Raw genomic sequence first — 24063 nt, 5'->3', positions numbered from 1 at the left:
CGGATGATTACAATTGAAGCAGCCTTTAAAGCGACACTTGATAAAGGGGATAAAGCTTTTGTTCCATATATTATGGCTGGAGATGGAGGACTGGAAACATTAAAGGAGAAAGTACTTTTTCTTGAAGAAGCAGGCGCAACAGCAATTGAGCTTGGCATTCCTTTTTCTGATCCAGTTGCGGATGGACCGATTATTCAAGCAGCAGGGATTCGTTCTCTTCAAGCGGGCACTACTCTTAAAGGGGTATTAGAAACTATACAGTTGTTTAGAGAGCTAACGAATATCCCGCTTGTTATCATGACTTATTTAAACCCTATTTTAGCCTATGGCGTGGAGAATTTTTTTCAGGATTGTGAAAAAGCTGCGATTAATGGATTAATCGTACCTGACTTGCCTGTTGAAGAAGAAGCATTACTAGAGGAAGTAGCAGCAAAACATTGTGTTGAAATTATTCGATTAGTAACCTTAACAAGCCCATTAGATCGCATCGAAAATATTGCCAAAAAAGGGAATGGCTTTTTATATGCTGTAACTGTTACCGGTATAACAGGGTCTCGAACAAGCTTCCAAGCTCATTTAGGTACCCATTTATTAAAGGTCAAGGAAGTTAGTCCTATCCCTGTTCTTGCTGGATTCGGAATATCTTCTCCTGAACATGTTGTCAGCATGACTGAGTATTGTGATGGTGTCATTGTAGGAAGTAAAATTGTACAACTATTTTCTGAAAATAAACTGGAGGAAATAAAAGCATTAATAGCAGCTAGCAAAAAAGGGAATACATTACCCGCTATTTAAGTTTGGAGCATGAGTTCCATTTAGTGATAATAGTGAATAGGATTGAAAAATCGCAAATTTCTGTATTTTATTATAATTAAAAAAGAAGGTTTCAGTAAAGTCACTTGTTATTTACCCGCAGGCTGAATACACTTCGCTTGCCGTGGAGGTTACTGCATTCAGCCTGCGAGTGTTACCACAAACCTTCTTACTTAAAATTAATCAAAAACCCCAAACATACGAATTTTAGTGTATGTGTATAATTGTTTGGGGTTATATTTGATTGAAATACTTATGTCCCAACCTGAATAGAAAGAAATGGTTTATACTAATATTCATCAGCTAGCAAGCTAACATGAGAATGTTTTTCTTTGTTATTTAGTTTTGTTCGAATGCTTCTAACGTCGTATATTGGCTAAAAAAAATGCGCAAATTATTTCCAAATCACGGATCATTAGCTCAATAGCATTTTGTCCTTCTTGTCTCCTAGCAGTACTGGAAACTCTCCTACATATTACTCTCCTAAATTTATGTTTCGATATAATCGTTTATTTTCTTTCGTCAGCTCCTTGATTAGCGGAGATACTGCATGATGTTTAAAAGAAAATTCTGGAGTGATATAGGAAAAATATCTGGTAATTGGCCTATTTTTGATCCGTAATATTTTTAGACTTCCCATGGAAAATTCTTTTTGGATAGCGTATTTAGAGAGAATAGAAATGCCTAAATCAGCTTCGATTGATTCTTTAATAATCTGTATGCTCCCAAATGACCGAATCATTGGCGGGGAGAATGCCTGGTTTTGAAAAAACTGATTAATAATCTGCCTCGTACCGGACCCCTCTTCCCTTAGGATCCAAGTTTCCTCATATAAATCGCTTAATTCCACGAATGTTTGATGGGCAAATCGATGATTTTTACTGACGATGATTACTAATTCATCTTCTTTAAAAGGTGTAATGGATAGGTGAGGGTGTGTTTTTAAAGGACTATCAATGATACCTAAATCAATTTCTCCACGTAAAAGTTGATCAACAATACGGTTCGAATTTCTAATACTTATCATTGGTTTCTCTTGGTTATTATTGATTCTAACATTGTTAGCCATTATTTTTGGCAGTAAATACTCTCCAAATGTAAAGCTTGAACCGACGGTGAGAGGACGGCTTTCTTTTTCGGAAAGGTGTTCAATTAAATTATTTACTTCCTTGTATTCCGATAAAATTTTCTTAGCATGAAAATAAAATAGTTCGCCTGCTTTTGTTAGCTTTACATACTTATTCGTTCTGTCTAAAAAGGTAATATTATACTTTTTTTCCAAGGCTTTAATAGAAAGAGTTACTGCTGATTGCGTAATATGTAAGCTTTCTGCGGCTCTCGTAAAATTCAGTTTTTCAGCAACTGTTACAAAGGTTAAGAGATGATAATCCAAAAAAAAACACGCTCCTTTATAAGACATAGAATACATGATACATGAAGAAAGCAATATCGAGATTACCTAAAATAAGAGACAATACATTCTTTCTATCTATTATACTAAAAACTAGTAAAGAAAAAAGATTAATTAATAGAATAATCTAAAAATAAAGAATATTAACTAAATTATTATTTCTTTTTTTTTATTATAAACAAGCAATCAGTCCTTACTCCTATTTTCATAAATGTTTTCTTCTGTAATTATTTCGGAATGATAAATATTTTTCTTGTAGAAAAAGTGAATTGCTAATATAATCAATAATGATTCTCATTATGATGGTATTTGGTAAAAGATTACATTGTGCGCTTTAGAAGAATCGAAGCAAGAGAAGGTTAGGATTTCGCAATAATAAATAAAGAGAAAACTAGTTTGATTGGTAAAATGGTAAATAAAACGATAGGAGTGAAGGAGAAAGATCATGATAAAACGCTTTTTTTCATATTATAAGCCACATAAAAAATTATTTACACTCGACTTTTCCAGTGCAATAGTGGTTGCTTTATTAGAGCTGGCATTTCCACTTGCAGTCTCTTGGTATATTGATGAACTACTTCCCGAAGGTAATTGGAGTAGTATTTTATCTGTAGGAGTAGGTCTGTTGCTATTATATGGTATCAGTACTTTTCTTCAATACATTGTTAACTTTTGGGGACATAAATTAGGGATTAATATTGAAACAGATATGAGAGGTCAATTATTTACTCATGTGCAAAGACAATCCTTTTCGTTTTTTGATAATACAAAAACGGGACATATTATGAGTCGGATTACCAATGATTTATTTGATATCGGGGAACTGGCCCATCATGGACCAGAGGATTTATTTATTGCTATTATGACATTTGTCGGTGCATTTTGGATTATGCTTACGATTAATATTAAACTAGCACTTATCGTTATCTTTATTGTTCCAATTCTAGTTTGGTTAATTACATACTGTAACCGAAGCATGAACAAAGCTTGGGGACAAATGTATGGAGATATTGCAGATGTTAATGCAAGAGTGGAAGATAGTGTATCTGGGGTTCGTGTTGTTCAATCATTTACAAATGAAGAGTTTGAAATTTCTAGATTTACAGTGAATAACCGAAGATTCCGCAAAGCAAAAATCGGAGCATATAAAGTAATGTCGATTACTTCTTCTTCTGTTTATATGTTAATGCGATTTTTCACATTAGTCGTTCTAGTATTTGGTGCCTGGTTAACTTTTAATAATCAGATGAAAATTGGCGAATTAGTATCTTTTATCCTTTTTGTAAATATACTGCAAAAACCGATTGATAAAATTAGTGCAATTTTGGAACTTTATCCGAAAGGAATGGCAGGATTTAAACGGTTCTTGGAGTTGTTAGATACGGAACCGAAAATCCAAGATCGCGATGATGCAATTGAAGTAGAATCCTTAAAAGGAAATATCCATTTAAACGATGTAAGCTTTGGCTATGATAAAAATCCTGTCTTGAAAAATATTAATCTTTCCATTTCGGCTGGGGAAACAATTGCTTTTGTAGGTCCATCCGGAGCTGGAAAGACTACGATTTGTTCATTAATACCACGTTTTTATGATGTAAATAGTGGTAGTATTAAAGTTGATGGTATCGATATTCGTGATATGACAATGAGTTCATTAAGATCACAAATTGGAATCGTACAGCAAGATGTCTTTTTATTTACAGGTACACTGAAAGAAAATATTGCATATGGAAATTTACATGCTACAGATGAAGAAATTCACGAGGCAGTAAGAAGAGCACATTTGGAAGAGTTAGTGCTTAAATTACCAGAAGGATATGAAACACAAATTGGGGAAAGAGGATTAAAGCTTTCTGGTGGTCAAAAACAAAGGATTGCCATCGCTCGGATGTTCCTAAAAAACCCGCCAATTTTAATATTGGATGAAGCCACTTCTGCCCTTGATACAGAAACAGAATTAATTATTCAAAATTCTTTAAATGAACTAGCTAAAAATCGAACTACTTTAATTATTGCTCATCGACTTGCAACTATTCGTAATGCTGATCGCATTGTAGTAGTTACTGAAAATGGGATAGAAGAAGAAGGAAAGCATGATGAATTATTAGAGCGTAATGGTATTTTTGCTAACCTTCATCGTGTTCAATATCAACGATAAACATATGGTCTGTACTTTTAAAGGTGCAGACCTTTTTTTATTGGTTGGTCACAACAATGAAGCATCCACAATTAAATTAAACAAAAAAAAACATAGTTCAGAAGGAAATAAAAAAATATTGTTATTAATATCCAATATGCGATATATTGGATATAAGTTTTCAAAATTAACCAAAAAATAGGGGGGTAACAATTGAGACCAATCATTTTAGGGATATTTTCAGCTGTGTTTTTTGCGTTTACTTTTGTATTAAATCAGTCCATGGAAATAGGAGGAGGAAGCTGGATTTGGAGTGCTTCTCTGCGTTATTTTTTTATGGTCCCGTTATTGCTCCTAATAGTTGGGTGGAGAAGGAATTTAACAGCAGTATGGAAAGAATTAAGAGAAAATCCAGTTACTTGGATCTTTTGGAGTTCAGTAGGATTTGGATTGTTTTACGGTGGTATTTGTTTTGCTGGAGCATATGGACCTGGTTGGCTGGTTGCAGGAACATGGCAGCTTACTATTATATCTGGAACATTGCTTGCTCCCTTTTTTTATGAGCAAAAAATGGACGGAAATGGCCGTATTCAAAAAATCAGAAGGAAAATTCCTTTTAAAAGCTTAACCTTTTCCATGTTAATTGTATTGGGTATTATCATTATGCAGCTTGAGTTTGCCGTATCTATTTCCTTAAAGAATGCATTATTTTGCCTTATTCCAATTCTTATTGCATCCTTTGCCTACCCACTAGGTAACCGGAAAATGATGGAGGTATGTGATGGGAGATTAGATGTATTTCAAAGGGTACTAGGTATGACTGTAGCAAGTATTCCTTTTTGGGTTCTATTATCAGGTGTTGGCGCATTCACATTAGGATTACCTGGAAAGCAACAAGTGTTTCAATCTGCTATTGTGGCCATATTTTCCGGTATAATTGCTACCATCTTATTTTTTGCCGCAACAGATTTAGTAAAAGACAATTTGATTAAATTAGGAGCGGTAGAGGCAACACAATCATTAGAAGTTTTATTTGCCTTAATAGGAGAAGTTCTATTTCTTTCTGCCCCATTACCTAGCCATTTAAGTTTTTTTGGTATCTGTTTAGTTATGTTTGGAATGGTTTTACATAGTGTATATTCAAGTAAAAAATTACACATAAATAGAAGCATGGAAGCATCTTCATAAATCTTACGATCATATGTTGAAGGTAAGGTAAAAATTGTGTTAAAACCCTAATGATTTTATGAAGTTTTGTTAGACTTATCGGAATTTTTTACTTTTTTATCCCCATTCGTTATACTATGGTAATGAGTAGGAAAGGCAAATTTAGAAGTTGAATATGTTAGTCAGAAGAAATGATTTGAATTTTGTTACTACGTGGATTGGCAAAAAATTTTAGAGGATTATTGCAAACAGTTTATTTAGCATAGCGTGAACATGCTCTGTTTCAAAAATCTAGTTATGGTAAAAAAAGATAAATATACAGCTTAAGAATACGGAAATTCTGACAGTCGTGTTTTTTGGCTATCACTTCTAAAAATAATCATTAGGAGGAACAGCAAAATGACAAAGAGGTTAGAAGACAAAGAGATTAAATTAATCGCACTAGATATGGATGGTACTTTATTAGATGAAAAAGGAGAAATTCCAGAAGAAAATAAAAAAGCGATTAAAGAGGCCCATGACCAAGGACTGCATGTTGTATTAAGTACTGGTCGAACTATTGCAACTTGTAGAGATCATGCAAAAAGTCTGTTATTAAACTCTTATTTAATAACGGTAAATGGTAGTGAAATATGGGATATGAATGGTAATTTAATCGAAAGAAATCTTGTCGATGCAAGCAATATTCAATGGATGTGGGAATTAGCACAACAGCATAAAGCTAAAATGTGGGCTGCTAGTTGTGAGAAAGTCTGGGTAGATGAAATGCCAGAAGACATAAATAAATCAGATTGGCTCAAATTTGGCTATCATATAGAAGATGATAAAGTTCGTGAACAAGTCTTAACTAGTTTAAACGAGAAAAAATGCTTTGAAATCAGCAATTCTTCCCCAGTAAATATTGAGGTCAATGCGCTTGGTATAAATAAAGCAAAAGGACTTAAAAAAGTATGTGAACTTTTAGATATTACAATGGATCAAGTACTAGCGGCTGGAGACAGTTTAAATGATATTAGCATGATTAAAGAAGCAGGAATAGGCGTGGCAATGGGAAATGCACAAGATATAGTGAAACAGACAGCAGATGTTGTTACCTTGACGAATAATGATAATGGTGTCGCTTATGCAATCAGAAAATGGGCCTTAAAAAAAGAAATGGCCGGGATAAAAAAATAATCACTTACTGACAAATAGAACAAAAATTTTTTTGCTATTCTTATAAATTTCAAAAAACGATTGAAACAATAGTGAAAACTGCTTATAATTAGAAAAAAGAAAATCGAACGAAGCGAAAGGATTAGTATGTGAGAACCTTTCATAAAAGAGAGTGAAGTTTATAAGCTGAAAGACTTCATAATGAAAGAACACAGAACCTGCCTCTCAAGTCCTACTACAGTAGGCGCATTTCTTGCGTTATCAGACAAAGTGGAATCAATATTTATATTGGTTCAATTAAGGTGGTACCACGGAAAGCTCATTTTCGTCCTTTTAATAGGATGAAAATGAGCTTTTTTAAATGGGTGTATTCGGAGTAACTTAGTACGGAGGAAATCAAATGGAGAAGAAAAGAATTGTTGTAAAAATCGGGAGCAGCTCTCTTACAAATACAAAAGGAGCAATCGATCAATCAAAGCTAAGTGACCATATCGCAAGCATTGCAAAATTAAGAGAATATGGTCATGAAGTACTTTTAGTATCATCTGGAGCAGTGGCTGCGGGCTTTGGAAAACTCGGCTATCCTTCAAGACCAGTTACATTGAAAGGGAAACAGGCAGCAGCAGCAGTAGGTCAAAGCTTGCTAATTCAAAGCTATAATGAACAATTAAGTAAGTTTGGGATGGTTCCCGCTCAAGTATTACTAACAAGAAATGATTTTTCCAAACGTGATCGCTACCGAAATGCTTATTCTACATTAACAGAATTATTAGAAAGAAATATCTTACCAATTATAAATGAGAATGACACTGTATCTGTAGAAGAATTAACGTTTGGAGACAACGATATGCTATCAGCCCTTGTTAGTGGACTTGTCCATGCCGATCAATTAATAATTCTCACAGATATTAATGGCTTATATGACAAAAATCCAAAGGAAGATGCCTCAGCAAAACGGATTGATTATTTGCCTGAAATAACGGTGGAATGGAAGGATGCTGCGAAGGGAACTGGGTCAAAGGTTGGAACTGGTGGCATGAAATCAAAGTTGATTGCAGCAGAAACAGCAAATTCCTTAGGAGTAAAGGTTTTTATCGGAAAAGGCGAGGGGGAGAAGAAGCTCATCGATATTATAGAGGGGAAAGGAGACGGAACCTATATTGGTTCAGATGCTTTATCATCTATAAACAGTAATCGTCAATGGATATCCCTTCATTCTACAGTAGAAGGAAGTCTGTATGTGGATGAAGGAGCAGAAATGGCGTTGCTAAACAAAGGTGGGAGCTTGCTTCCAGCCGGTATTTATAAAGTTGAAGGGCTCTTTGAAAAAGGAAATGTTGTCGAAGTCTATGGTGAAAAAGGAGTTATCGGTAAAGGGGAAGTACTCTATTCTTCTGAAGAGCTAAAAGCGATTATTACACAAAGAGCAGAAGAAAAAACAATGATAAAACATCCTAAAATCGAAGTTATTCACCGTGACAAATGGGTGAAATTATAAAAAGGAGAGATGGAAAATGGGCGAAGTATATCAAAAAGGTAAATTAGCAAAGAATGCAAGTTATCAATTATTAAATAAGACAACGGAACAGAAAAATGCAGCTTTATCTTTTATTAGTAAACAATTAATAGAAGATCAAGAATCAATAATAAAAGCAAATAAAATAGATCTGGAAAACGGGAAAGAAAATGGTCTATCTTCTTCTGTTTTAGATCGAATTATGCTGGATGAAAAGCGGATTAATAATATGGCCTTAGCACTAAAAGAGTTAATTAAACTGAATGATCCAGTTGGTGTAGTGGTGGAAGAAATCGAAAAAGAAAATGGCTTAAAAATTATCAAGAAAACTGTGCCAATTGGCGTAATGGGAATGATTTATGAGGCGAGACCAAATGTAACGATTGATGCAGCAAGTCTTGCTCTGAAAACAGGGAACAGTATTGTCTTAAGAGGAAGTTCATCTGCTAAGCAATCAAATCTGGCTCTTGTTGACACAATCCATCGCGCGCTGGAGAAATCCGCAATTCCAAAAGAAGCAGTCCAGCTAATTGAAGATACAAGCAGAGAAACAGCGAAAGAACTATTTCATTTGAAAGAATTTTTAGATGTATTGATCCCTCGTGGCGGCAAAGGGTTAATTGAAACGGTAGTAAATGAAGCAACCGTTCCGGTCATTGAAACAGGAGCTGGCAATTGCCATTTATTTATTGATGAAACCGCAGAGTTAACTATGGCCCTTGCGATTAGTTTGAACGGCAAAACGCAGCGTCCATCAGTATGCAATGCCTTAGAGACTATTTTAATAGAAACAAAATGGTTTGCTCAACATGGATTAGCACTATTAGAAGCACTACATCATAATGGTGTGGAGATTTATGGAGATGAAACTGTCTGCACTACTTTTTCTTTTGCAAAAAAAGCGACAGAAGAAGATTGGTATACAGAATACTCTGCTTTGAAAGTAAGTATAAAAACAGTAGATGGAGTGACAGAAGCAATTAACCATATTAATACTTATGGTACTAAGCATTCAGAAGCGATTATTACAGAAAATATTGAAAATGCCGAAACTTTTTTATCAGGAGTAGATGCAGCAGCAGTCTATCATAATGCTAGTACAAGATTTACAGATGGATTTGAATTTGGTTATGGGGCGGAGATTGGAATCAGTACGCAAAAACTGCATGCTAGAGGTCCAATGGGATTAAATGCTTTAACATCCTTTAAATATTTTATTTATGGAGAAGGTCAAGTTAGAAATTAATTGCTGGCAGTTTACACCAGGGTATGTCATAGTTCACGAAGATTGGATGATGTTATTGGAATATTTAAGTATTTTATTACCTATTTTCTTTATTTTTTCCGTTGGTTTCATTGGACAAAAGATGCTTCATATTGATATAAAATCTGTTTCAGCTGTATCTGTTTATTTGATGACGCCGTTGTTGTCTTTTAGCGTTTTTTATGAAACAACTTTTACAATAGACTATTTGTATATGACACTGTACGCATTAACGTTAGTATTAAGTATTGTCGCGATCGTTTACATTATTGGATTTTTTAGAGGTTATTCGGTTAGAAAGACATGCGGAATGATACTATCCTCGGCATTTATGAACAACGGTAATTATGGAACTCCGCTTGTTTTATTTGTTTTCGGAGAGCCAGGCTTGCACTATGCAGTTATCTTAATGGTTATTCAGCAATTAATTATGGTTACGATCGGTGTTTATTATGCAGCCAAAGGCTCTGTTGATGATGGAAATGGGAAAGATACTTTAAAAAAAGTATTAAAAGTACCAGTTATGTATGGAGCAATTCTAGGAGCAGTCTTGCATTCTCTTCATCTACCGATTGGAGCAACGATGCTTGAGGCTATTAAGCTAGTTGGCAATGCGGCGATTCCAACCGTCATGCTTGTTTTAGGAATACAGCTTGCTAATGTCCGTCTAAAAAATATTTCTTATCGCCCTCTATCTGTTTCATTGTTACTTAAACTTATAGTATCACCAGTGATTGCATGGCTGCTAACGCTTGTATTGCCAGTAGATGAGATATTAAAACAAATAATGATTCTGCTTGCTGGAATGCCAGCAGCAGCAAACACAACCCTTTATGCTGTCCAATATGGAACAGAACCTGATTTTGTATCAAGTGCAACCTTTTTTAGCACATTAGCTAGTTTAATAACATTGCCTGTTATTTTGTCTCTGATTTAATCATTATTGTAAAATTGACAGGGGATATCAGTTTTTCTGTTTAAGATCAGAGATGGGGGAGAAATATTCCATTTTATTTTAAACCTGAAAATTATGTGAGTATGCTAAGACATGTTCGGATAATTATTCGGGTTTTTACTCGTTTTTTTAGAAGAAAATAGCATTTGAAAAAAGAACTGGAATGAAAGAACCAATTCATACGTTAAACTATATACAATGGCTAAATGAAGAATGCTAGTCTTTAAAGGCGTAGATTTGAGCAAAAAATTAGATTGGAGAGTCATATTTCATATTGCATTATAGCGATAGGAACGATACAATACTAACAAAGTACATTTTATTTCTAGGTAGGTGAAAATATGTTCAATAGAGAGCTAGTAAAAGGGAGTACATCTTTAATACTTCTACAGCTATTAGCAGAGAAAGAAATGTATGGTTATGAACTAGTCAAAGAAATGGAAAAAAGAAGTGATTATTCTTTGCAAGTAAAAGAAGGGACCTTATATCCCGCTCTACATAAATTAGAAAAACAAGAATATGTAGAATCTTTTTGGAAAGAATCAGAAAAAGGACCAGCAAGAAAATATTACCGAATTACCGATTCTGGTCAGCAAATATTGGAGCAAAAAACAGCAGAATGGAAAAACTTTGTGCAAACGATTGATAAAGTGATTGGGAGAAAGGGAATATGATTTCTTCAAAAGAATCCTACATGAAACAGCTGCGGGATTTACTCAAAGATCATGAGCAATCTGAAGAAATATGCATGGAGTATGAACTTCATCTAATAGACATATTGGAAGAGATTGCTTTTGAAAAACAATGTTCAGAAGAAGAAGCGTTAATTATGGCAATCCAAAGATTAGGAACACCACTAGAGGTTGTTGCCATGTATCAAGAAGAGTTAAACATGACTGCGAAAAAAACGCAATGGAATTTCTTTTTCGCTAATTTGTTTTTCTTTGTCGGCGGAATTGGTTTGACGATCATTTATCATCGCCTATCTAATCCAACAATCAGTAAATTATGGTCACTCTTAACCAGTATTCCATTTTTTCTTATTGTTCTTTACTTATTCTTTTGGCTTTTACTTGGATATGAAGTAGGCAAGGAATTTGGCCTTGGCGGAAAAAAACTTTTATTGAAGACATTTTGTATTTCATTAGTTCCTAATCTATTGCTTATGTGTTCCGTTGTCTTTAAGATTATTCCATTAACACTCTTTGATCCATTATTAACACCGGAATTTGTCCTTATCTGTATTTCTTTTACGATAATGTTATATCCAATATGTTATCTTGCCTTTCGCTATGGAACAACAAGATCGGTATAAGTTGTTCTTTTGTATACTACCTAGTATTACTGTGCAACGAATTTCTTTTTATTTCACTATATAGATAAACTATGTAAAGGGAGGGAAAATAACTTGAACAAGAAAAATTTCATTTATTTTATAAGCTGTTTTTTACTGGCAATTATTGCAGAAATAACGCTATTTACAGAGATAATTGGGATTTCTCTTAGTATTTTTGTTGTTGTTTTTTATGTTTTTTATTTTTATCTAACGAGGAAACAAACGCACACACATCGTTTAATTGGTATATATCTATTTGTGTGCATATGGCTATTATCATTGTCTTTTGTTTTCATAGCTAATCCTTCTTTTTATTTCTTTAATTTTATTGTTATTTTTAGTTTAATTGGTTTTCATACCACGTTATTAACAAGTCCTTCTTTTCTTAGTTGGTGCAATACCGATGTTTTCTTTTATTTAAGAAAGAAAGTCTCTTCCTTTTTTAAATTAGGAAAATATTTAACCTTTCTAGTATGGAAATCAGTAAATGTACGTTCTGATGAAAGGAATTATATCCCTATAAAAAGAATAGTATTAGGAATGGTAATTGTAATGCCGATTTTAATGTTATTAATTTTCCTGCTTAGTTCCTCAGATCAGCATTTTAATAATATGATGGTAACCATAATCACCCGGCTTTTTTCATTCCATATAGATGGAATAAGTACATTGCTAAGAATAGGTTTAATATTTGTTTTTCTATTACTATTCATGAAGACAATTAGTAAAAGGTCGATTATTATTCCAAGCGAAAGAAAAGGAAAACAAGGAAGATGGGAGCAAACAACTTTATTAACCATTTTACTTTTCATTAATGGGCTGTATATATTTTATACCATCGTACAGTTCCAATATTTTTTCAATGATGTATTATTGAATGGTTTTACATATGCTACCTATGCGAGAAGAGGATTCTTTGAACTTATTATCGTGACTGTGATTAACATATCAATTATTTTGTTAGTAAATAGCTTTGCTAAAAAACGCACTCTTTTTTTAAAAATATTTTTATCCTGTTTAATTGCTTTTAGTTTTATCATTCTTTTGTCTGCTCATTTACGATTATCTTTATATGAACAGGCGTATGGATATACATATTTACGATTATTTTCTCATTCCTTTATTTTACTCTTAGCGGTATTTTTCTCCTTCACATTGATAAAAATTTGGATGAAGAAAATTCAACTTATGCGTTTTTTCTTATTATTTTCCCTGTTATATTACTGTAGCCTGAATGTCATGGATATCGATCGCATAATCGTTAGCAAAAATTTGCAGCGGTTTGAGGAAACAAACTTAATTGATTTTCTTTATATAGATTCTTTATCTTATTCAGCTATTCCGGTTCTAGTAGATTATTACGAAAAAAATCCTGATATGGAGAGCGTAAAACAATTATTGCTTGCTAAAAAGGAACGCCTTCAGCAGACAGATCAAAAATGGCAGAGCTATAATATCGTGGAAGACCGTGCAAGAAAGTTACTTAATGCAATGGAGTTGGCTAAGAAAGTGCCTGAAAATCATGAAGAGAATAAATATCGATTAGAAGAATAATTTTTTTGACCCCGTATCTTTTTCGCTACCTGAAACGTTCTATATATAAACAGTAAAAGGAGGGATTTATCAATGAGGATGGAAATGCAAAATATAAAAAATCTGTATCAAAAACTCGATTCCTATTGTCGGTATCTTTCCTTAGATAAATGGGAACGAGAGGATTTAATTCAAGAAGCCCTTTTAAAAGCGATGGAAAATTATCAAGATAAAGATATTACACCTGCTTTGCTTAAAAAAATAGCTGATAATCAATGGATTGATAAAATAAGAAAAAAACAAGATATTATTGGTATCCAAGTAAAGGAACCAAGAGCAGAAGAAAAAAATTTAACCTCTATGATGCTGGCAGAATTTCTATCTGAAAAATTAACCTTTAAGCAAGGGATTGTCTATCTGCTCGTAGAGGGGTTTCAATTTCGCTTAAAAGAAGTTGGAGAATTATTAAATATAACAGAAACTGCTGTGAAATCAGTATTGTTCCGAGCCAGGAATCAAGTGAAAAAAGAGGCGATGATCGTTAAAAATCAGCATGATGAAGATAAGGAAAACATGCAAAGGATGTACTATGAAGTACTTAAGAGAGAAGATCCCGCTATTCTAATTAATTCAATCTATAAAAACATCCTTTTAGCTAAAGAAGATAAAAAATATTTGTCTCAACAGCCTATGCTTATAGCCGCATAATAATAGAATACAGGAGGTTAATAACAATGAGTACTATTCCTTATGTTATTGAACAATCAGCAAATGGAGAAAGATCCTATGACATATATTCAAGACTTTTGAAGGATAGAATTATTATGCTTGGGGATGAGATCAATGACCAAGTTGCTAATAATATCGTGGCTCAGCTGCTATTTCTCTCAGCAGAAGATCCAGAGAAAGATATTTCTATATATATCAATAGTCCTGGCGGTTCCACCTCTGCTGGTTTTGCTATTTATGATACGATGCACTATATTAAGCCAGATGTTCGGACGATTTGTACAGGAATGGCAGGATCCTTTGGTGCGTTATTACTTCTTGCTGGTACGAAAGGAAAAAGATATGCCTTACCGAATAGCGAAATTATGATTCATCAACCATTAGGTGGAACGAGAGGGCAGGCAACAGAAATTGAAATATCTGCGAAACGAATATTAAAACTTAAAGAACATATTAATCGTATTATGGCAGAGAAAACGGGCCAGTCTTTTGAGAAAATAGCAAATGATACAGAAAGGGATTATTTCATGAGTGCTGAAGAAGCAAAAGAATATGGCATTGTCGATGAAATAATTAGCGTGAAATAAAAAGAGGCGGAGCAAAAGGAGTCTAACCGAATATAAAACCGAACGAATATACGGCGATAGTTAAAGGGTAGCGTATATTTCGTTTGGTTATTTGTTTTTTGGTAAAAGTATTGTAGTAGCGGCCTATTCCATTGTGATCTCCGAAGCAGGATCTAGGAATTCTCGCGGCTTTCTTAAGAGAGTATCTAGACTTCTCCCTTTTAGTTAAATTCTTTCTTTCTTTCTCTCTCTACTTACATTATACCATTACTAACAGTACTATTTATAGACTAGTTTTTTTATAATTTCCCACTATACTAATATTGTTCTACAAAAATGAAAATAATAATTTAGGAGTGCATTGAATGAATATTAAAACAAACGCTTTAGACAATGGCCCGTTTTTTCATGGTACGAAAGCAGAACTGAAAATTGGCGATTTATTAGAACCTAATCACCTATCAAATTACCAAGATAAAAAATCGAACCATATATATTTTACTGCAACGATTAATGCTGCTAAATGGGGTGCTGAATTAGCAAGGTCTACTTCAAAAGAACGTATTTATATTGTAGAACCATTAGGTGAGTTTGAAAACGACCCGAACGTAACGGACAAGAGATTTCCGGGAAACCCAACTCGTTCCTATCGTTCTAAGTCTCCTTTGAAAATAATAGCGGAGTTAGGCGCGTGGGAAAGACATTCTGATGAAGAAATAAATCATATGCTTGAATCTTTAAAAAAATTAAGCGAAGCAGGAAAAAATGTAATTTACGATTAAGTCACATAACGATAGAGAAGATTAGCGTCTAGCTTCATTTCATGTATAATAGAAAGGGCATATGAAAATATTAGGTCGGAAAGTTAAAGGTGGCAAAATGGAAATCGTAACAGTACAAATTGAAACACCATTTGAGAAAAATTTATTAAATGGAAATCCCTTAATTTATAAAGAAGCTATAAAAGCTAATATTTCTCTTGAAGAAGGGCAAATAATAGATGTTGTAACAAAGAAAAACAAATTTATTGGCAGAGGATATTATGCCATTCAAAATAAAGGAATTGGTTGGATTTTGACAAGAGAAAGAAACATTCCTATTGATGATTCTTTTTTTGAAAATCGATTAAAAAAAGCAATTGATAAAAGAGCAGCCTATTTTAAGGATCCTGAAACGACAGCATTTCGGATCTTTAATGGGGAAGGCGATGGAATCGGAGGCTTTTCTGTTGATCTTTACCAAAATTATCTGTTAATCCAATGGTACAGTATTGGCATTTATAAATATAAAAGCTGGATTGTTGAATCGTTGCAGCGATTATTAGAAATAGACGGAATCTATGAGAAAAAAAGATTCGATGATAATGGAACATATATGGAAGACGATGATTTTGTGGTTGGGAAAAAAGCTGATTTCCCCCTTACTATTTTAGAAAATGGGATTAAATACGCAGTAAACTTGAATGAAGGTGCGATGACAGGAATCTTTTTAGATCAAAAAGATGTTCGTAAAACAATTCGAGATCAATATGCAAAAGGGAAAAATGTTCTAAATACTTTTTCTTATACAGGGGCTTTTTCGGTTGCGGCAGCTGTTGGTGGTAGTTTATCGACTACTAGTGTTGATTTGGCAAATAGAAGCAAGCAGAAAACGGCAGATAATTTTCTGTTAAATGATATTGACTTATCGAGTCAAAAAATTATCGTAGAAGATGTTTTTCACTATTTTAAATACGCAGTGAAGAAACAACTAAGCTTTGATATGGTCATTCTAGATCCTCCTAGTTTCGCACGTTCAAAAAAGCATACTTTTCGCGCAGCAAAAGACTATACTAATTTACTTAAAGAAGCAATTGCCATAACCAATAATGGCGGAATTATTGTCGCTTCCACTAATTGTGCAACCTTTGATATAAAGAAGTTTAAGGGATTTATTGATGCTGCCTTTCATCATCAGAAAGAAACATATCAAATAGTCGAACAATTTGGTTTACCTGCCGATTTTGCGAATATTAAAGAGGTAACAGAAAGTAATTATTTAAAAGTTGTTTTTATAAAAAAACTAAAGTGATATCTTAGAATATTATTTTCGATTTGAAATATCAAAGAAGGATTTTGCTGTTCAATAGCAAAGTCCTTTTTTATGAAAAAGAAGGGTTTACGTGGTTTAAAAACACTTGTAATCTTATAGAGAAAGATTTCTTTTGCTTGGCTATGCTTTGAATAAAATATTTTTTGTTTAAAAGGAGAACGGAAAAATGACAATTAAAGCAATTATTTTTGATTTGGATGATACACTACTATGGGATAAAAAAAGTGTACAAGAAGCTTTTTTTAAAACATGTAAATTGGCAGAAGAAAAATATAAAATTTCTCCTGTACGTTTAGAAGAAGCTGTGCGGAAGGAAGCCAGAGCTTTATATGAAGGTTATGATACATATGAATTTACGAAAATGATCGGGATTAATCCCTTTGAAGGACTTTGGGGAGAATTTCTTGAAGAACATGCTTCTTTTCCAATAATGAGAGAGATTATCCCGGTTTACAGGAAAGATGCATGGACAAAAGGATTACTAGCACTCGGAATTGATGATCCCGAATTTGGCGAAGAATTAGCGGAAGCTTTTCCAGAAAACAGAAAGACATCTCCTTACGTATATGAAGAAACATTTTCTGTCCTTAATCAATTAAAGGGTAAATACTCATTGTTATTATTAACAAATGGTTCGCCTCATTTGCAAAATACTAAGCTATCTATTACACCAGAAATTTCTCCTTATTTTGATCATATTGTAATTTCTGGCGATTTTGGCAAAGGTAAGCCTGATCCTTCTATCTTTGAGCATGCTGTTTCTTTAATAGGTGTAGATAAAACTGAATGCTTAATGGTGGGAGATAATTTAATGACAGATATTTTAGGGGCTAATCGGGCGGGAATAAAGTCCGTTTGGATTAATCGCGAAAAGGCTGCAAAGCAGGATGTACTGCCCACATATGAAATACATCACCTTGAAGAATTATTCGCTTTATTAGATTAAGAAAGAAGAAAAGACTAGTGATCATTGGAGACATTTTGCCTCTTATGACGACTAGTCTTTTCATTTTTTAATTCATTATTGTGATTGTTCATTGTGATTGTTCGTTAGGTAATATATGCCTAAAAGGAACAGGTGAAGCTAAGATGACGGAAGTATTAATAGTGCCATAAGGAATTAAGCGGTCGACCAAGTTTCTCATTCCGTCAATTCCAGAAACAGCTGCTTTAATAATATAACTGACAGTACCGGTTACACGATGGCATTCAATAATGTCTGCTTCTGTTTTAATAAATTCCTCAAATGCATGTGGTTCTTCTTTTAGTTCACTGATTTGAATGTATAAAAGCGTTTCTCTCCCCAACTTTGCAGGTGAAATTCGGGCGCTGAATTCTAAAATTATCCCCTTTTCTTGCAATCTTAATAATCTTTCCGAAACACTCGGGCGACTCAAAGCTAATTTTTTGGATAAATCACTAACCGTAATTCTGGCATCTTCTTGTAAAATTTTTAGTAGTTGTATGTCAACCTTATCCATTTTAATGAATACTCCTTTTTGCAAAATGAATGTAATGATGCATATATTTATGCGAAATAGAGGAAGTACAAGGTAATTACATTCATATTGGTATGTAAAAACACTTCGATATATTCTATCATTATATATGTAAGAATTCCACCCTAAAATCACAAATTTTTAGGATTTCATCGATAAATCCTCGTTTATCTTCCGCTTATCATGATTACTATAGGAGTGTGTGGCATTGAGAAAAATAATTGTAATGATGTTTGGTTGTTTAATTACATCATTCGGTCTGTTTTTATTAAAAGGGTCAGCAATTGTTACTGGTGGAACAGCAGGACTCGCATTAAGTATCTCTTACTTATTACCTATTTCATTTTCCATCTTATTTACTTTAATAAACATACCGTTTTATATTTTATCCTACTTTAAAATGGGGAAGAAATTTACGTTATCCACCATCTTAGCTGTATCCTTAGTTACTTTATTTTCCTATTTATTATCCATCATTCTACCGCCGCTCGCTCTATATTCCCTACTAGGGTCTATCATCGGTGGCTTTATTATTGGAATAGGAACTATTATTTTGTTTATGAATGGTTCGTCTTTAGGGGGAGCACAAATTCTATCTATTACGCTTCAAAAACAATTAAATTGGAATATGGGAAAAACAAATTTTATTTTTGATTCAATTGTTATTTTAATTGGCTTGTACAGTGTAGGATTAATTAGAGGTCTTTACAGCATTGTGTCAGTATTTATCATTTCGTTTATGATGAGTACGTTTAAGGAAAAAATAGCTAAAAGAAATACGAGTAATGCTAATATCGAAAAAGTTAACTCTGTGGTTGAAACACAATCTGTTTAACAATAGGAACCCCTAACTCCCCTCCTTCATATGAAAGAGGGGAGTTAGAGGGTTGTTTTTTGTTATAATAAAAAGGATATTCTTTATATTCAATATTATAATAAGGAAAAATAATTGACAGTGATAATCATTTTCATTTAAAATGTAAACAAATAACGAAATGAATAGGAAGGTGTAAGATATAATGAAAAATGATTTCATTGTTTTAGCTCCATTTCAATATATGATCGAATGTACCTGTCCTAGACCTGAACATACATTCATTCTTGATTTACATAAAGGGGATATCATTACCATTACTGAAGAAAAAAAATACGTTGATTCGCTTGGCTGGCTACTGCTTGTTATGGTAAATGACTATAGTTTCTTCATGTTTATCGATGAAATAGAAGAGTTTATTGCGAATAAAAAGATTACTTCCTTAATGGATATGGAATTAAGAATGAATTATTTAGAATATAAAGTAAATGAATCGTTAGATGGCTTAAATAAAGAGCAATTTGAGCTTTTTGCCAAGGAGCTTAATGATTTAAAATCCATTCAAAATGAGCTTGCATTGATTTGATTATATAAATTTTCAAGAGTAATCCATGTAGATAAATTGGATTGCTTTTTTATTTTTATAAACGGATAGCGAAACAATCTAAGTAAATCCTATGAAAGAGCCAAGGAGATTTTTTACGAAAGAAACAGAAAAAATGAATTAATTCAAACATAAAGTCTTGAATATTTGCAAACGTCTTTCTAGAAGATTACAATGGGATAGTATTATGAAGAAGGCAAATGTTCGCTTAGGAGGATTATTAGATGAAAGTCAAAATAAACAGACACGCTGTTAAAGTACTTAATCAAATGTTAGAAAAGGCTGAAGAAGGAGAAATGATTCGTGTATACATAACAGAGAATCATGGAAACCATGCACATTACGATTTAAAATTGGACAAGAAGACAGAACATGATGAAGTGGTGCAGTCTGATAAAGATATTCCTATTTTATTAGATACAAGAGATGCAGATTTCTTGGATGGTGTTTGGATTCAATATTTCCATGTTCCACAGCCAGGATTCACTATTTATAATCCATCAAAAGAACAACATCATCATTAAAAAAACAGGAAGTGGAAACACTTCCTGTTTTTTTATATTTGCTTTTGTCCTCATTTTAAATGAGATATTTCCATACTGATTGTTATATGTTATAATTAACTCCTAAATGAAAGTTGTTCTGTATTTAATCCGTCACTTTTAAGTGTAACAGAGCATTTAGGTTTACATATTTCATTTTTTAGGCTATATACTTTAAATGACATAAATGATGAGAATCAAGAAAAAATAATATTTAGGTCTCATATGTTCCCATAAATCTACCAGAAAATTTACATAAAAATCCAATGGAAGTTAATTGTTGTATGATTAATATAAAAAATAGATGATTTCTTAAAGATCTATCTTATCTATCTATTAATTATCGATTTTTGTTAATGAATTTTTAAAAGAATAATGATAGGATTAATGGTAATAAAGTATTTATGTTAAAAAATTTAGATTAAGGGATGGTAATCTAATGACAACAACGATAAAAGGAAATGAGAGCAGTTTACCTTTACGAAAAGATGTGAAACACCTTGGTAATATTCTTGGTGAGGTACTTATCCACCATGGTGGCCAAGAATTATTAGACAAGGTAGAAATAATTCGTAAATTAGCAAAAGAACTGCGGGAAACGAATAATGAACATACATATAACCAATTAAAGTTCGAAATGGAAAGACTAGATAAGCCAGTTCGCAGACAAGTTATTCGAGCATTTTCGAAATATTTTCATTTGGTGAATGTTGCTGAGTTAAATCACCGTATACGTCGTAGAAGAGAATATCAGCTAAGTCAAGAAAAAGGTGTACAGCCATATTCCATTGATCGTGCAATCATGGCATTTAAACAAAAGAATTTATCTGAAGAGACCATTCAAGAAGTCTTAAATACTCTTTCACTTGAACTTATTATTACAGCACATCCAACAGAATCAACAAAACGTACGATTTTAGAATCGCAAAAGAGAATTGCTAATATCTTAAAACAACTTGATAACCCAATGTTGACGAAGAAAGAGAGACAGCATTTAAACGATGATCTCTTTGAAGAGATAACGATCATGTGGCAGACAGATGAATTACGGCAAGAGCGTCCTACCGTAATGGATGAAGTTAGAAATGGTCTTTATTATTTTGAGCAAACATTATTTGATGTATTGCCAGAAATCCATCAAGAGGTTCAGGATGCACTGGATGAAAACTATCCTAATTTCGAATGGAAAGTACCTAATTTCTTATGGTTTGGTTCTTGGATTGGTGGAGACCGAGATGGTAACCCAAATGTAACACCTGATGTTACATGGCAAACACTGCATAAACAAAATGAATTAGTCATCCAAAAATACATTCATGCAGTAGATGAATTGATGAAGAGATTCAGTCATTCTACTAATCGTGTTAAGGTTAGTTCAAAGCTTATTCAGACAATTATGGAGGAAGAACAACTATATCTTACACCAGAAAAGAAATGGCCAGTTGAAAAAGAAGTTTATCGCCGGAAATTTTCAATTATTTTAGAAAGATTAAAAGAATATGGCAAATCTGAAAAAGGCTATGTGAAGGCAGAAGAGCTACTTGAAGATTTATATTTAATTCAAGAAAGCTTCGCCTTGCATCAACCAAAAGCCCATCAGCAAAAAGATTTACAAAAATTAATTCGACAAGTGCAATTGTTCGGTTTTCATTTAGCAACTCTGGATATTCGTAATCATAGTGGAGAGCATGAGGCAGCTATAGATGAGATTCTGCGTAAAGTTGGCATAACAGATAATTATAAAAATTTACCAGAAAATGAAAAAATAAGAATTCTTGAATCTGTTTTGAATGACCCTCGTCCTATTCTTTTATTAAACGAAGATTATTCAAATGAAACACAGGAAATGATTAGCACATTTAACATGATTAGAGAAGCACATAAGAAATTTGGAGAACGAGCTATTAATGTTTATTTAATCAGTATGACCCAGTCGCCAAGCGATATTCTTGAAGTACTTGTATTAGCAAAAGAAGCTGGAATTTATCGACTGCATGCGGATGGAACCGTAGAAAGTCACTTAAATGTAGCACCATTATTAGAAACAATTGATGATTTAATCGCGGGACCTAAGATTATTGAAACATTATTCCGCATGCCGGTTTATCGAGAACATTTAAGACAACATAATGACCAGCAGGAAATCATGCTAGGATATTCTGATGGCAGTAAAGACGGTGGCACATTAACAGCAAACTGGAAATTATTTAAAGCTCAGCGTGAAATTCACGAAATGGCTAGTAACTATCAAATCGGCTTGAAGTTTTTCCATGGTCGTGGTGGTTCACTTGGTCGCGGCGGCGGTCCGTTGAATAAGAGTATCCTATCTCAACCAGGTGAAACATTAGGGGATGGCGTAAAAATTACGGAACAAGGGGAAGTATTATCCTCGCGCTATTTATTAGAAGATATTGCTTTTAGAAGCTTGGAGCAAGCAACTTCTACATTGCTCATGGCAATTGCTCATATTTCAAAGGATATTAGCGAACATAAAGAAGAGAGAAATCTTTGGGAAGATTGCATGGAAGAAATATCTGCTATCGCGCTTGCAAAATATCAATCATTAGTTTTTAATGACCCTGATTTTATGACTTATTTTAAAGAGGCAACTCCTTTAAATGAAATAGGAAATTTAAAAATTGGTTCACGGCCAATGAGCAGAAAAAATACAACAACTTTTGAGAATCTTCGTGCTATTCCATGGGTTTTTGCATGGACTCAAAGTAGACAGCTTCTGCCCGCTTGGTATGCTGCTGGTACTGGATTAACAGAGTTTGCTCAGCAAAAGCCAGCTAATATTGAAATTTTAAAACAAATGTATGCAAAGTGGCCATTTTTCCACTCGACAATTGATAATTTACAAATGGCCTTGATGAAGGCAGATTTAACAACTGCTAGAGAATATTCTTCTCTTGTGGAAAATGAAGCAATCGGCAATCGGATTTATCAAAATATTAAAGAAGAATATGATAAGACAAGAGCTATTTTATTAGAAATCACTGGTATAGAAGAATTACTTGATCACACACCTTCTATTCAAGAGTCTGTTTATAGAAGAAATCCATATGTAGATCCATTGAATTTCTTCCAAGTTGATTTAATTAAACAGCTTCGTGAACAAGAAGTTCTTGACAAGGAATTACTGAATCAAGTTCTATTGACCATTAATGGTATCGCTGCTGGTTTACGAAATACAGGCTGATTTGAGGATAGCCTGAAAAAAAGATGAGTCTAATCTCAGACTGTAGACAAACTCCTTGAAATTCGAGGTTTTGTCTATGGTTTTTTTGTATAACCTCTTCTAATGGAGTGGTGTTTCCGCTACAGGGTTTTGCTTTCATATATGACAAAAGGGGATCAGAATGAAAACATTCTGATCCCCCTTTTGTTGATAAACTGAGAGGACAAATTAATATTACTCCTCTTTTTATTTCCCAAAATTATTTATATGATGCTAAAAATTCTTCTACCTGTTCAGGTGTTTTGGCATTGGCGCTGTGTAAGTGGCCAATTTTTTCACCGTCTTTAAAAACTAACAGACTTGGAATTCCCATGACATCATACTTTTCAGCTATTTCAGGAAGCTCATCTTTATTTAAACTATACCATTTTTTGTCATTATTTGCTTCCATGATTTCCCCAATGAACATATCCATTCTTGTACAATCAGGACACCAAGTGGTAAAAAACTTCACAATATTTGTATCACCATTGTTAATAATTTCCTCAAATGTTTCTACTGTTTTAATTTCATTCATATCTTTAAGCTCCTCATTAAATAAATTCCAAATAACTATGAAAAGTTACTACAATTTTTATTATACACATGAAACGTATTTCTTTCCTCCAAAATGCATTCTTTTCTCTAAGCATTTTATTTGCATTATAACGTTAGAAAGATAAGAATATACAAGGTAGGAGATGAAGGATG

22 protein-coding genes are annotated in these 24063 nt (G+C 33.3%); 19 read left to right on the top strand and 3 right to left on the bottom strand.

Annotated elements, in window-relative coordinates; translation table 11 throughout:
- The first annotated feature begins 3 nt into the window (after positions 1–3).
- Positions 4–795 (top strand): tryptophan synthase subunit alpha, encoded by a 792-nt coding sequence (trpA, locus tag NX902_RS13245; protein WP_341160766.1) that lies wholly within the window; start codon positions 4–6, stop codon positions 793–795.
- 493 nt (positions 796–1288) lie between these two features.
- On the opposite strand, the gene NX902_RS13240 is transcribed toward trpA, so the two are convergent.
- Positions 1289–2206, bottom strand: a complete 918-nt coding sequence (locus tag NX902_RS13240; RefSeq protein WP_163186814.1) for a LysR family transcriptional regulator — start codon at positions 2204–2206, stop codon at positions 1289–1291.
- Positions 2207–2669: 463 nt separating this feature from the next.
- Between NX902_RS13240 and NX902_RS13235 the strand changes: the two genes are divergently transcribed.
- The 14 genes from NX902_RS13235 to NX902_RS13170 all read left to right on the top strand — a co-directional run bounded on the left by NX902_RS13235 (position 2670) and on the right by NX902_RS13170 (position 17619).
- Positions 2670–4382, top strand: coding sequence for an ABC transporter ATP-binding protein (locus NX902_RS13235; protein ID WP_095328923.1), 1713 nt, complete (start codon positions 2670–2672; stop codon positions 4380–4382).
- 192 nt (positions 4383–4574) lie between these two features.
- The gene (locus tag NX902_RS13230) at positions 4575–5549 is read left to right on the top strand and encodes a DMT family transporter (protein ID WP_303984141.1); all 975 of its coding nucleotides are present in this window, start codon (positions 4575–4577) and stop codon (positions 5547–5549) included.
- A gap of 378 nt (positions 5550–5927) precedes the next feature.
- On the top strand, positions 5928–6704 hold the full coding sequence (locus NX902_RS13225; protein ID WP_249878437.1) for a Cof-type HAD-IIB family hydrolase: 777 nt from the start codon (positions 5928–5930) through the stop codon (positions 6702–6704).
- Between the two features lie 379 nt (positions 6705–7083).
- Positions 7084–8181, top strand: a complete 1098-nt coding sequence (gene proB, locus NX902_RS13220; RefSeq protein WP_249878438.1) for a glutamate 5-kinase — start codon at positions 7084–7086, stop codon at positions 8179–8181.
- A 16-nt stretch (positions 8182–8197) separates the two neighbouring features.
- A complete protein-coding gene (locus NX902_RS13215; RefSeq protein ID WP_249878439.1) occupies positions 8198–9445 on the top strand; it encodes a glutamate-5-semialdehyde dehydrogenase in 1248 nt (415 codons plus the stop codon).
- Between the two features lie 55 nt (positions 9446–9500).
- On the top strand, positions 9501–10400 hold the full coding sequence (locus tag NX902_RS13210; protein WP_095328976.1) for an AEC family transporter: 900 nt from the start codon (positions 9501–9503) through the stop codon (positions 10398–10400).
- 359 nt (positions 10401–10759) lie between these two features.
- A complete protein-coding gene (locus NX902_RS13205) occupies positions 10760–11092 on the top strand; it encodes a PadR family transcriptional regulator (RefSeq protein WP_095328918.1) in 333 nt (110 codons plus the stop codon).
- Positions 11093–11112: 20 nt separating this feature from the next.
- Positions 11113–11733, top strand: a complete 621-nt coding sequence (locus tag NX902_RS13200) for a hypothetical protein (protein ID WP_286167747.1) — start codon at positions 11113–11115, stop codon at positions 11731–11733.
- Between the two features lie 93 nt (positions 11734–11826).
- The gene (locus NX902_RS13195; protein ID WP_341160765.1) at positions 11827–13308 is read left to right on the top strand and encodes a DUF4153 domain-containing protein; all 1482 of its coding nucleotides are present in this window, start codon (positions 11827–11829) and stop codon (positions 13306–13308) included.
- 72 nt (positions 13309–13380) lie between these two features.
- A complete protein-coding gene (locus tag NX902_RS13190; protein WP_123259387.1) occupies positions 13381–13995 on the top strand; it encodes a sigma factor in 615 nt (204 codons plus the stop codon).
- Between the two features lie 26 nt (positions 13996–14021).
- Positions 14022–14603 carry an ATP-dependent Clp endopeptidase proteolytic subunit ClpP gene (gene clpP / locus NX902_RS13185; RefSeq protein ID WP_123259388.1) on the top strand — a complete coding sequence of 194 codons (582 nt, stop codon included), beginning with the start codon at positions 14022–14024 and terminating at the stop codon, positions 14601–14603.
- 344 nt (positions 14604–14947) lie between these two features.
- The gene (gene arr / locus NX902_RS13180; RefSeq protein ID WP_095328913.1) at positions 14948–15364 is read left to right on the top strand and encodes an NAD(+)--rifampin ADP-ribosyltransferase; all 417 of its coding nucleotides are present in this window, start codon (positions 14948–14950) and stop codon (positions 15362–15364) included.
- Positions 15365–15461: 97 nt separating this feature from the next.
- Positions 15462–16652: a class I SAM-dependent rRNA methyltransferase gene (locus NX902_RS13175; RefSeq protein ID WP_095328912.1), complete on the top strand. Its 1191-nt coding sequence runs from the start codon at positions 15462–15464 to the stop codon at positions 16650–16652.
- A gap of 187 nt (positions 16653–16839) precedes the next feature.
- Positions 16840–17619, top strand: coding sequence for an HAD family hydrolase (locus tag NX902_RS13170; protein ID WP_095328911.1), 780 nt, complete (start codon positions 16840–16842; stop codon positions 17617–17619).
- A gap of 88 nt (positions 17620–17707) precedes the next feature.
- On the opposite strand, the gene NX902_RS13165 is transcribed toward NX902_RS13170, so the two are convergent.
- Complete coding sequence (locus NX902_RS13165; protein ID WP_047940607.1) at positions 17708–18154, bottom strand: Lrp/AsnC family transcriptional regulator; 447 nt, start codon at positions 18152–18154, stop codon at positions 17708–17710.
- A 226-nt stretch (positions 18155–18380) separates the two neighbouring features.
- Here NX902_RS13165 and NX902_RS13160 point away from each other — a divergent pair, with 226 nt between their 5' ends.
- The 4 genes from NX902_RS13160 (at position 18381) to ppc (ending at position 23334) form a co-directional block, all read left to right on the top strand.
- The gene (locus NX902_RS13160; protein ID WP_095328910.1) at positions 18381–19007 is read left to right on the top strand and encodes a YitT family protein; all 627 of its coding nucleotides are present in this window, start codon (positions 18381–18383) and stop codon (positions 19005–19007) included.
- Between the two features lie 184 nt (positions 19008–19191).
- Positions 19192–19572 (top strand): hypothetical protein, encoded by a 381-nt coding sequence (locus NX902_RS13155; protein ID WP_095328909.1) that lies wholly within the window; start codon positions 19192–19194, stop codon positions 19570–19572.
- 242 nt (positions 19573–19814) lie between these two features.
- Positions 19815–20114: a heme biosynthesis protein HemY gene (locus NX902_RS13150; RefSeq protein WP_061796239.1), complete on the top strand. Its 300-nt coding sequence runs from the start codon at positions 19815–19817 to the stop codon at positions 20112–20114.
- Between the two features lie 457 nt (positions 20115–20571).
- Entirely contained in the window at positions 20572–23334 is a 2763-nt protein-coding gene (gene ppc / locus NX902_RS13145) for a phosphoenolpyruvate carboxylase (protein WP_095328908.1), read from the top strand.
- A gap of 238 nt (positions 23335–23572) precedes the next feature.
- Here the strand turns inward: ppc and NX902_RS13140 are convergent, their stop codons facing one another.
- A complete protein-coding gene (locus NX902_RS13140; RefSeq protein WP_095328907.1) occupies positions 23573–23890 on the bottom strand; it encodes a thioredoxin family protein in 318 nt (105 codons plus the stop codon).
- Between the last annotated feature and the right edge of the window lie 173 nt (positions 23891–24063).

Origin of the sequence: Niallia sp. FSL W8-0954 (assembly GCF_038005605.1) — a bacterium.
In the GTDB taxonomy this organism is placed as follows: Bacteria; Bacillota; Bacilli; order Bacillales; family Cytobacillaceae; genus Niallia; species Niallia circulans_A.
This window is presented reverse-complemented; position numbering and strand designations above follow the sequence as displayed.

Excerpts from the sequence above, each read along its gene's own strand:
- NX902_RS13175 (WP_095328912.1), top strand. The coding sequence starts at position 15,462 with ATGGAAATCGTAACAGTACAAATTGAAACACCATTTGAGAAAAATTTA.
- NX902_RS13150 (WP_061796239.1), top strand. The coding sequence starts at position 19,815 with ATGAAAGTCAAAATAAACAGACACGCTGTTAAAGTACTTAATCAAATG.
- NX902_RS13235 (WP_095328923.1), top strand. The coding sequence starts at position 2,670 with ATGATAAAACGCTTTTTTTCATATTATAAGCCACATAAAAAATTATTT.
- ppc (WP_095328908.1), top strand. The coding sequence starts at position 20,572 with ATGACAACAACGATAAAAGGAAATGAGAGCAGTTTACCTTTACGAAAA.
- NX902_RS13200 (WP_286167747.1), top strand. The coding sequence starts at position 11,113 with ATGAAACAGCTGCGGGATTTACTCAAAGATCATGAGCAATCTGAAGAA.
- trpA (WP_341160766.1), top strand. The coding sequence starts at position 4 with ATGATTACAATTGAAGCAGCCTTTAAAGCGACACTTGATAAAGGGGAT.
- NX902_RS13165 (WP_047940607.1), bottom strand. The coding sequence starts at position 18,154 with ATGGATAAGGTTGACATACAACTACTAAAAATTTTACAAGAAGATGCC.
- NX902_RS13215 (WP_249878439.1), top strand. The coding sequence starts at position 8,198 with ATGGGCGAAGTATATCAAAAAGGTAAATTAGCAAAGAATGCAAGTTAT.
- NX902_RS13205 (WP_095328918.1), top strand. The coding sequence starts at position 10,760 with ATGTTCAATAGAGAGCTAGTAAAAGGGAGTACATCTTTAATACTTCTA.
- NX902_RS13190 (WP_123259387.1), top strand. The coding sequence starts at position 13,381 with ATGAGGATGGAAATGCAAAATATAAAAAATCTGTATCAAAAACTCGAT.
- clpP (WP_123259388.1), top strand. The coding sequence starts at position 14,022 with ATGAGTACTATTCCTTATGTTATTGAACAATCAGCAAATGGAGAAAGA.
- proB (WP_249878438.1), top strand. The coding sequence starts at position 7,084 with ATGGAGAAGAAAAGAATTGTTGTAAAAATCGGGAGCAGCTCTCTTACA.
- NX902_RS13140 (WP_095328907.1), bottom strand. The coding sequence starts at position 23,890 with ATGAATGAAATTAAAACAGTAGAAACATTTGAGGAAATTATTAACAAT.
- NX902_RS13225 (WP_249878437.1), top strand. The coding sequence starts at position 5,928 with ATGACAAAGAGGTTAGAAGACAAAGAGATTAAATTAATCGCACTAGAT.
- NX902_RS13170 (WP_095328911.1), top strand. The coding sequence starts at position 16,840 with ATGACAATTAAAGCAATTATTTTTGATTTGGATGATACACTACTATGG.
- arr (WP_095328913.1), top strand. The coding sequence starts at position 14,948 with ATGAATATTAAAACAAACGCTTTAGACAATGGCCCGTTTTTTCATGGT.
- NX902_RS13155 (WP_095328909.1), top strand. The coding sequence starts at position 19,192 with ATGAAAAATGATTTCATTGTTTTAGCTCCATTTCAATATATGATCGAA.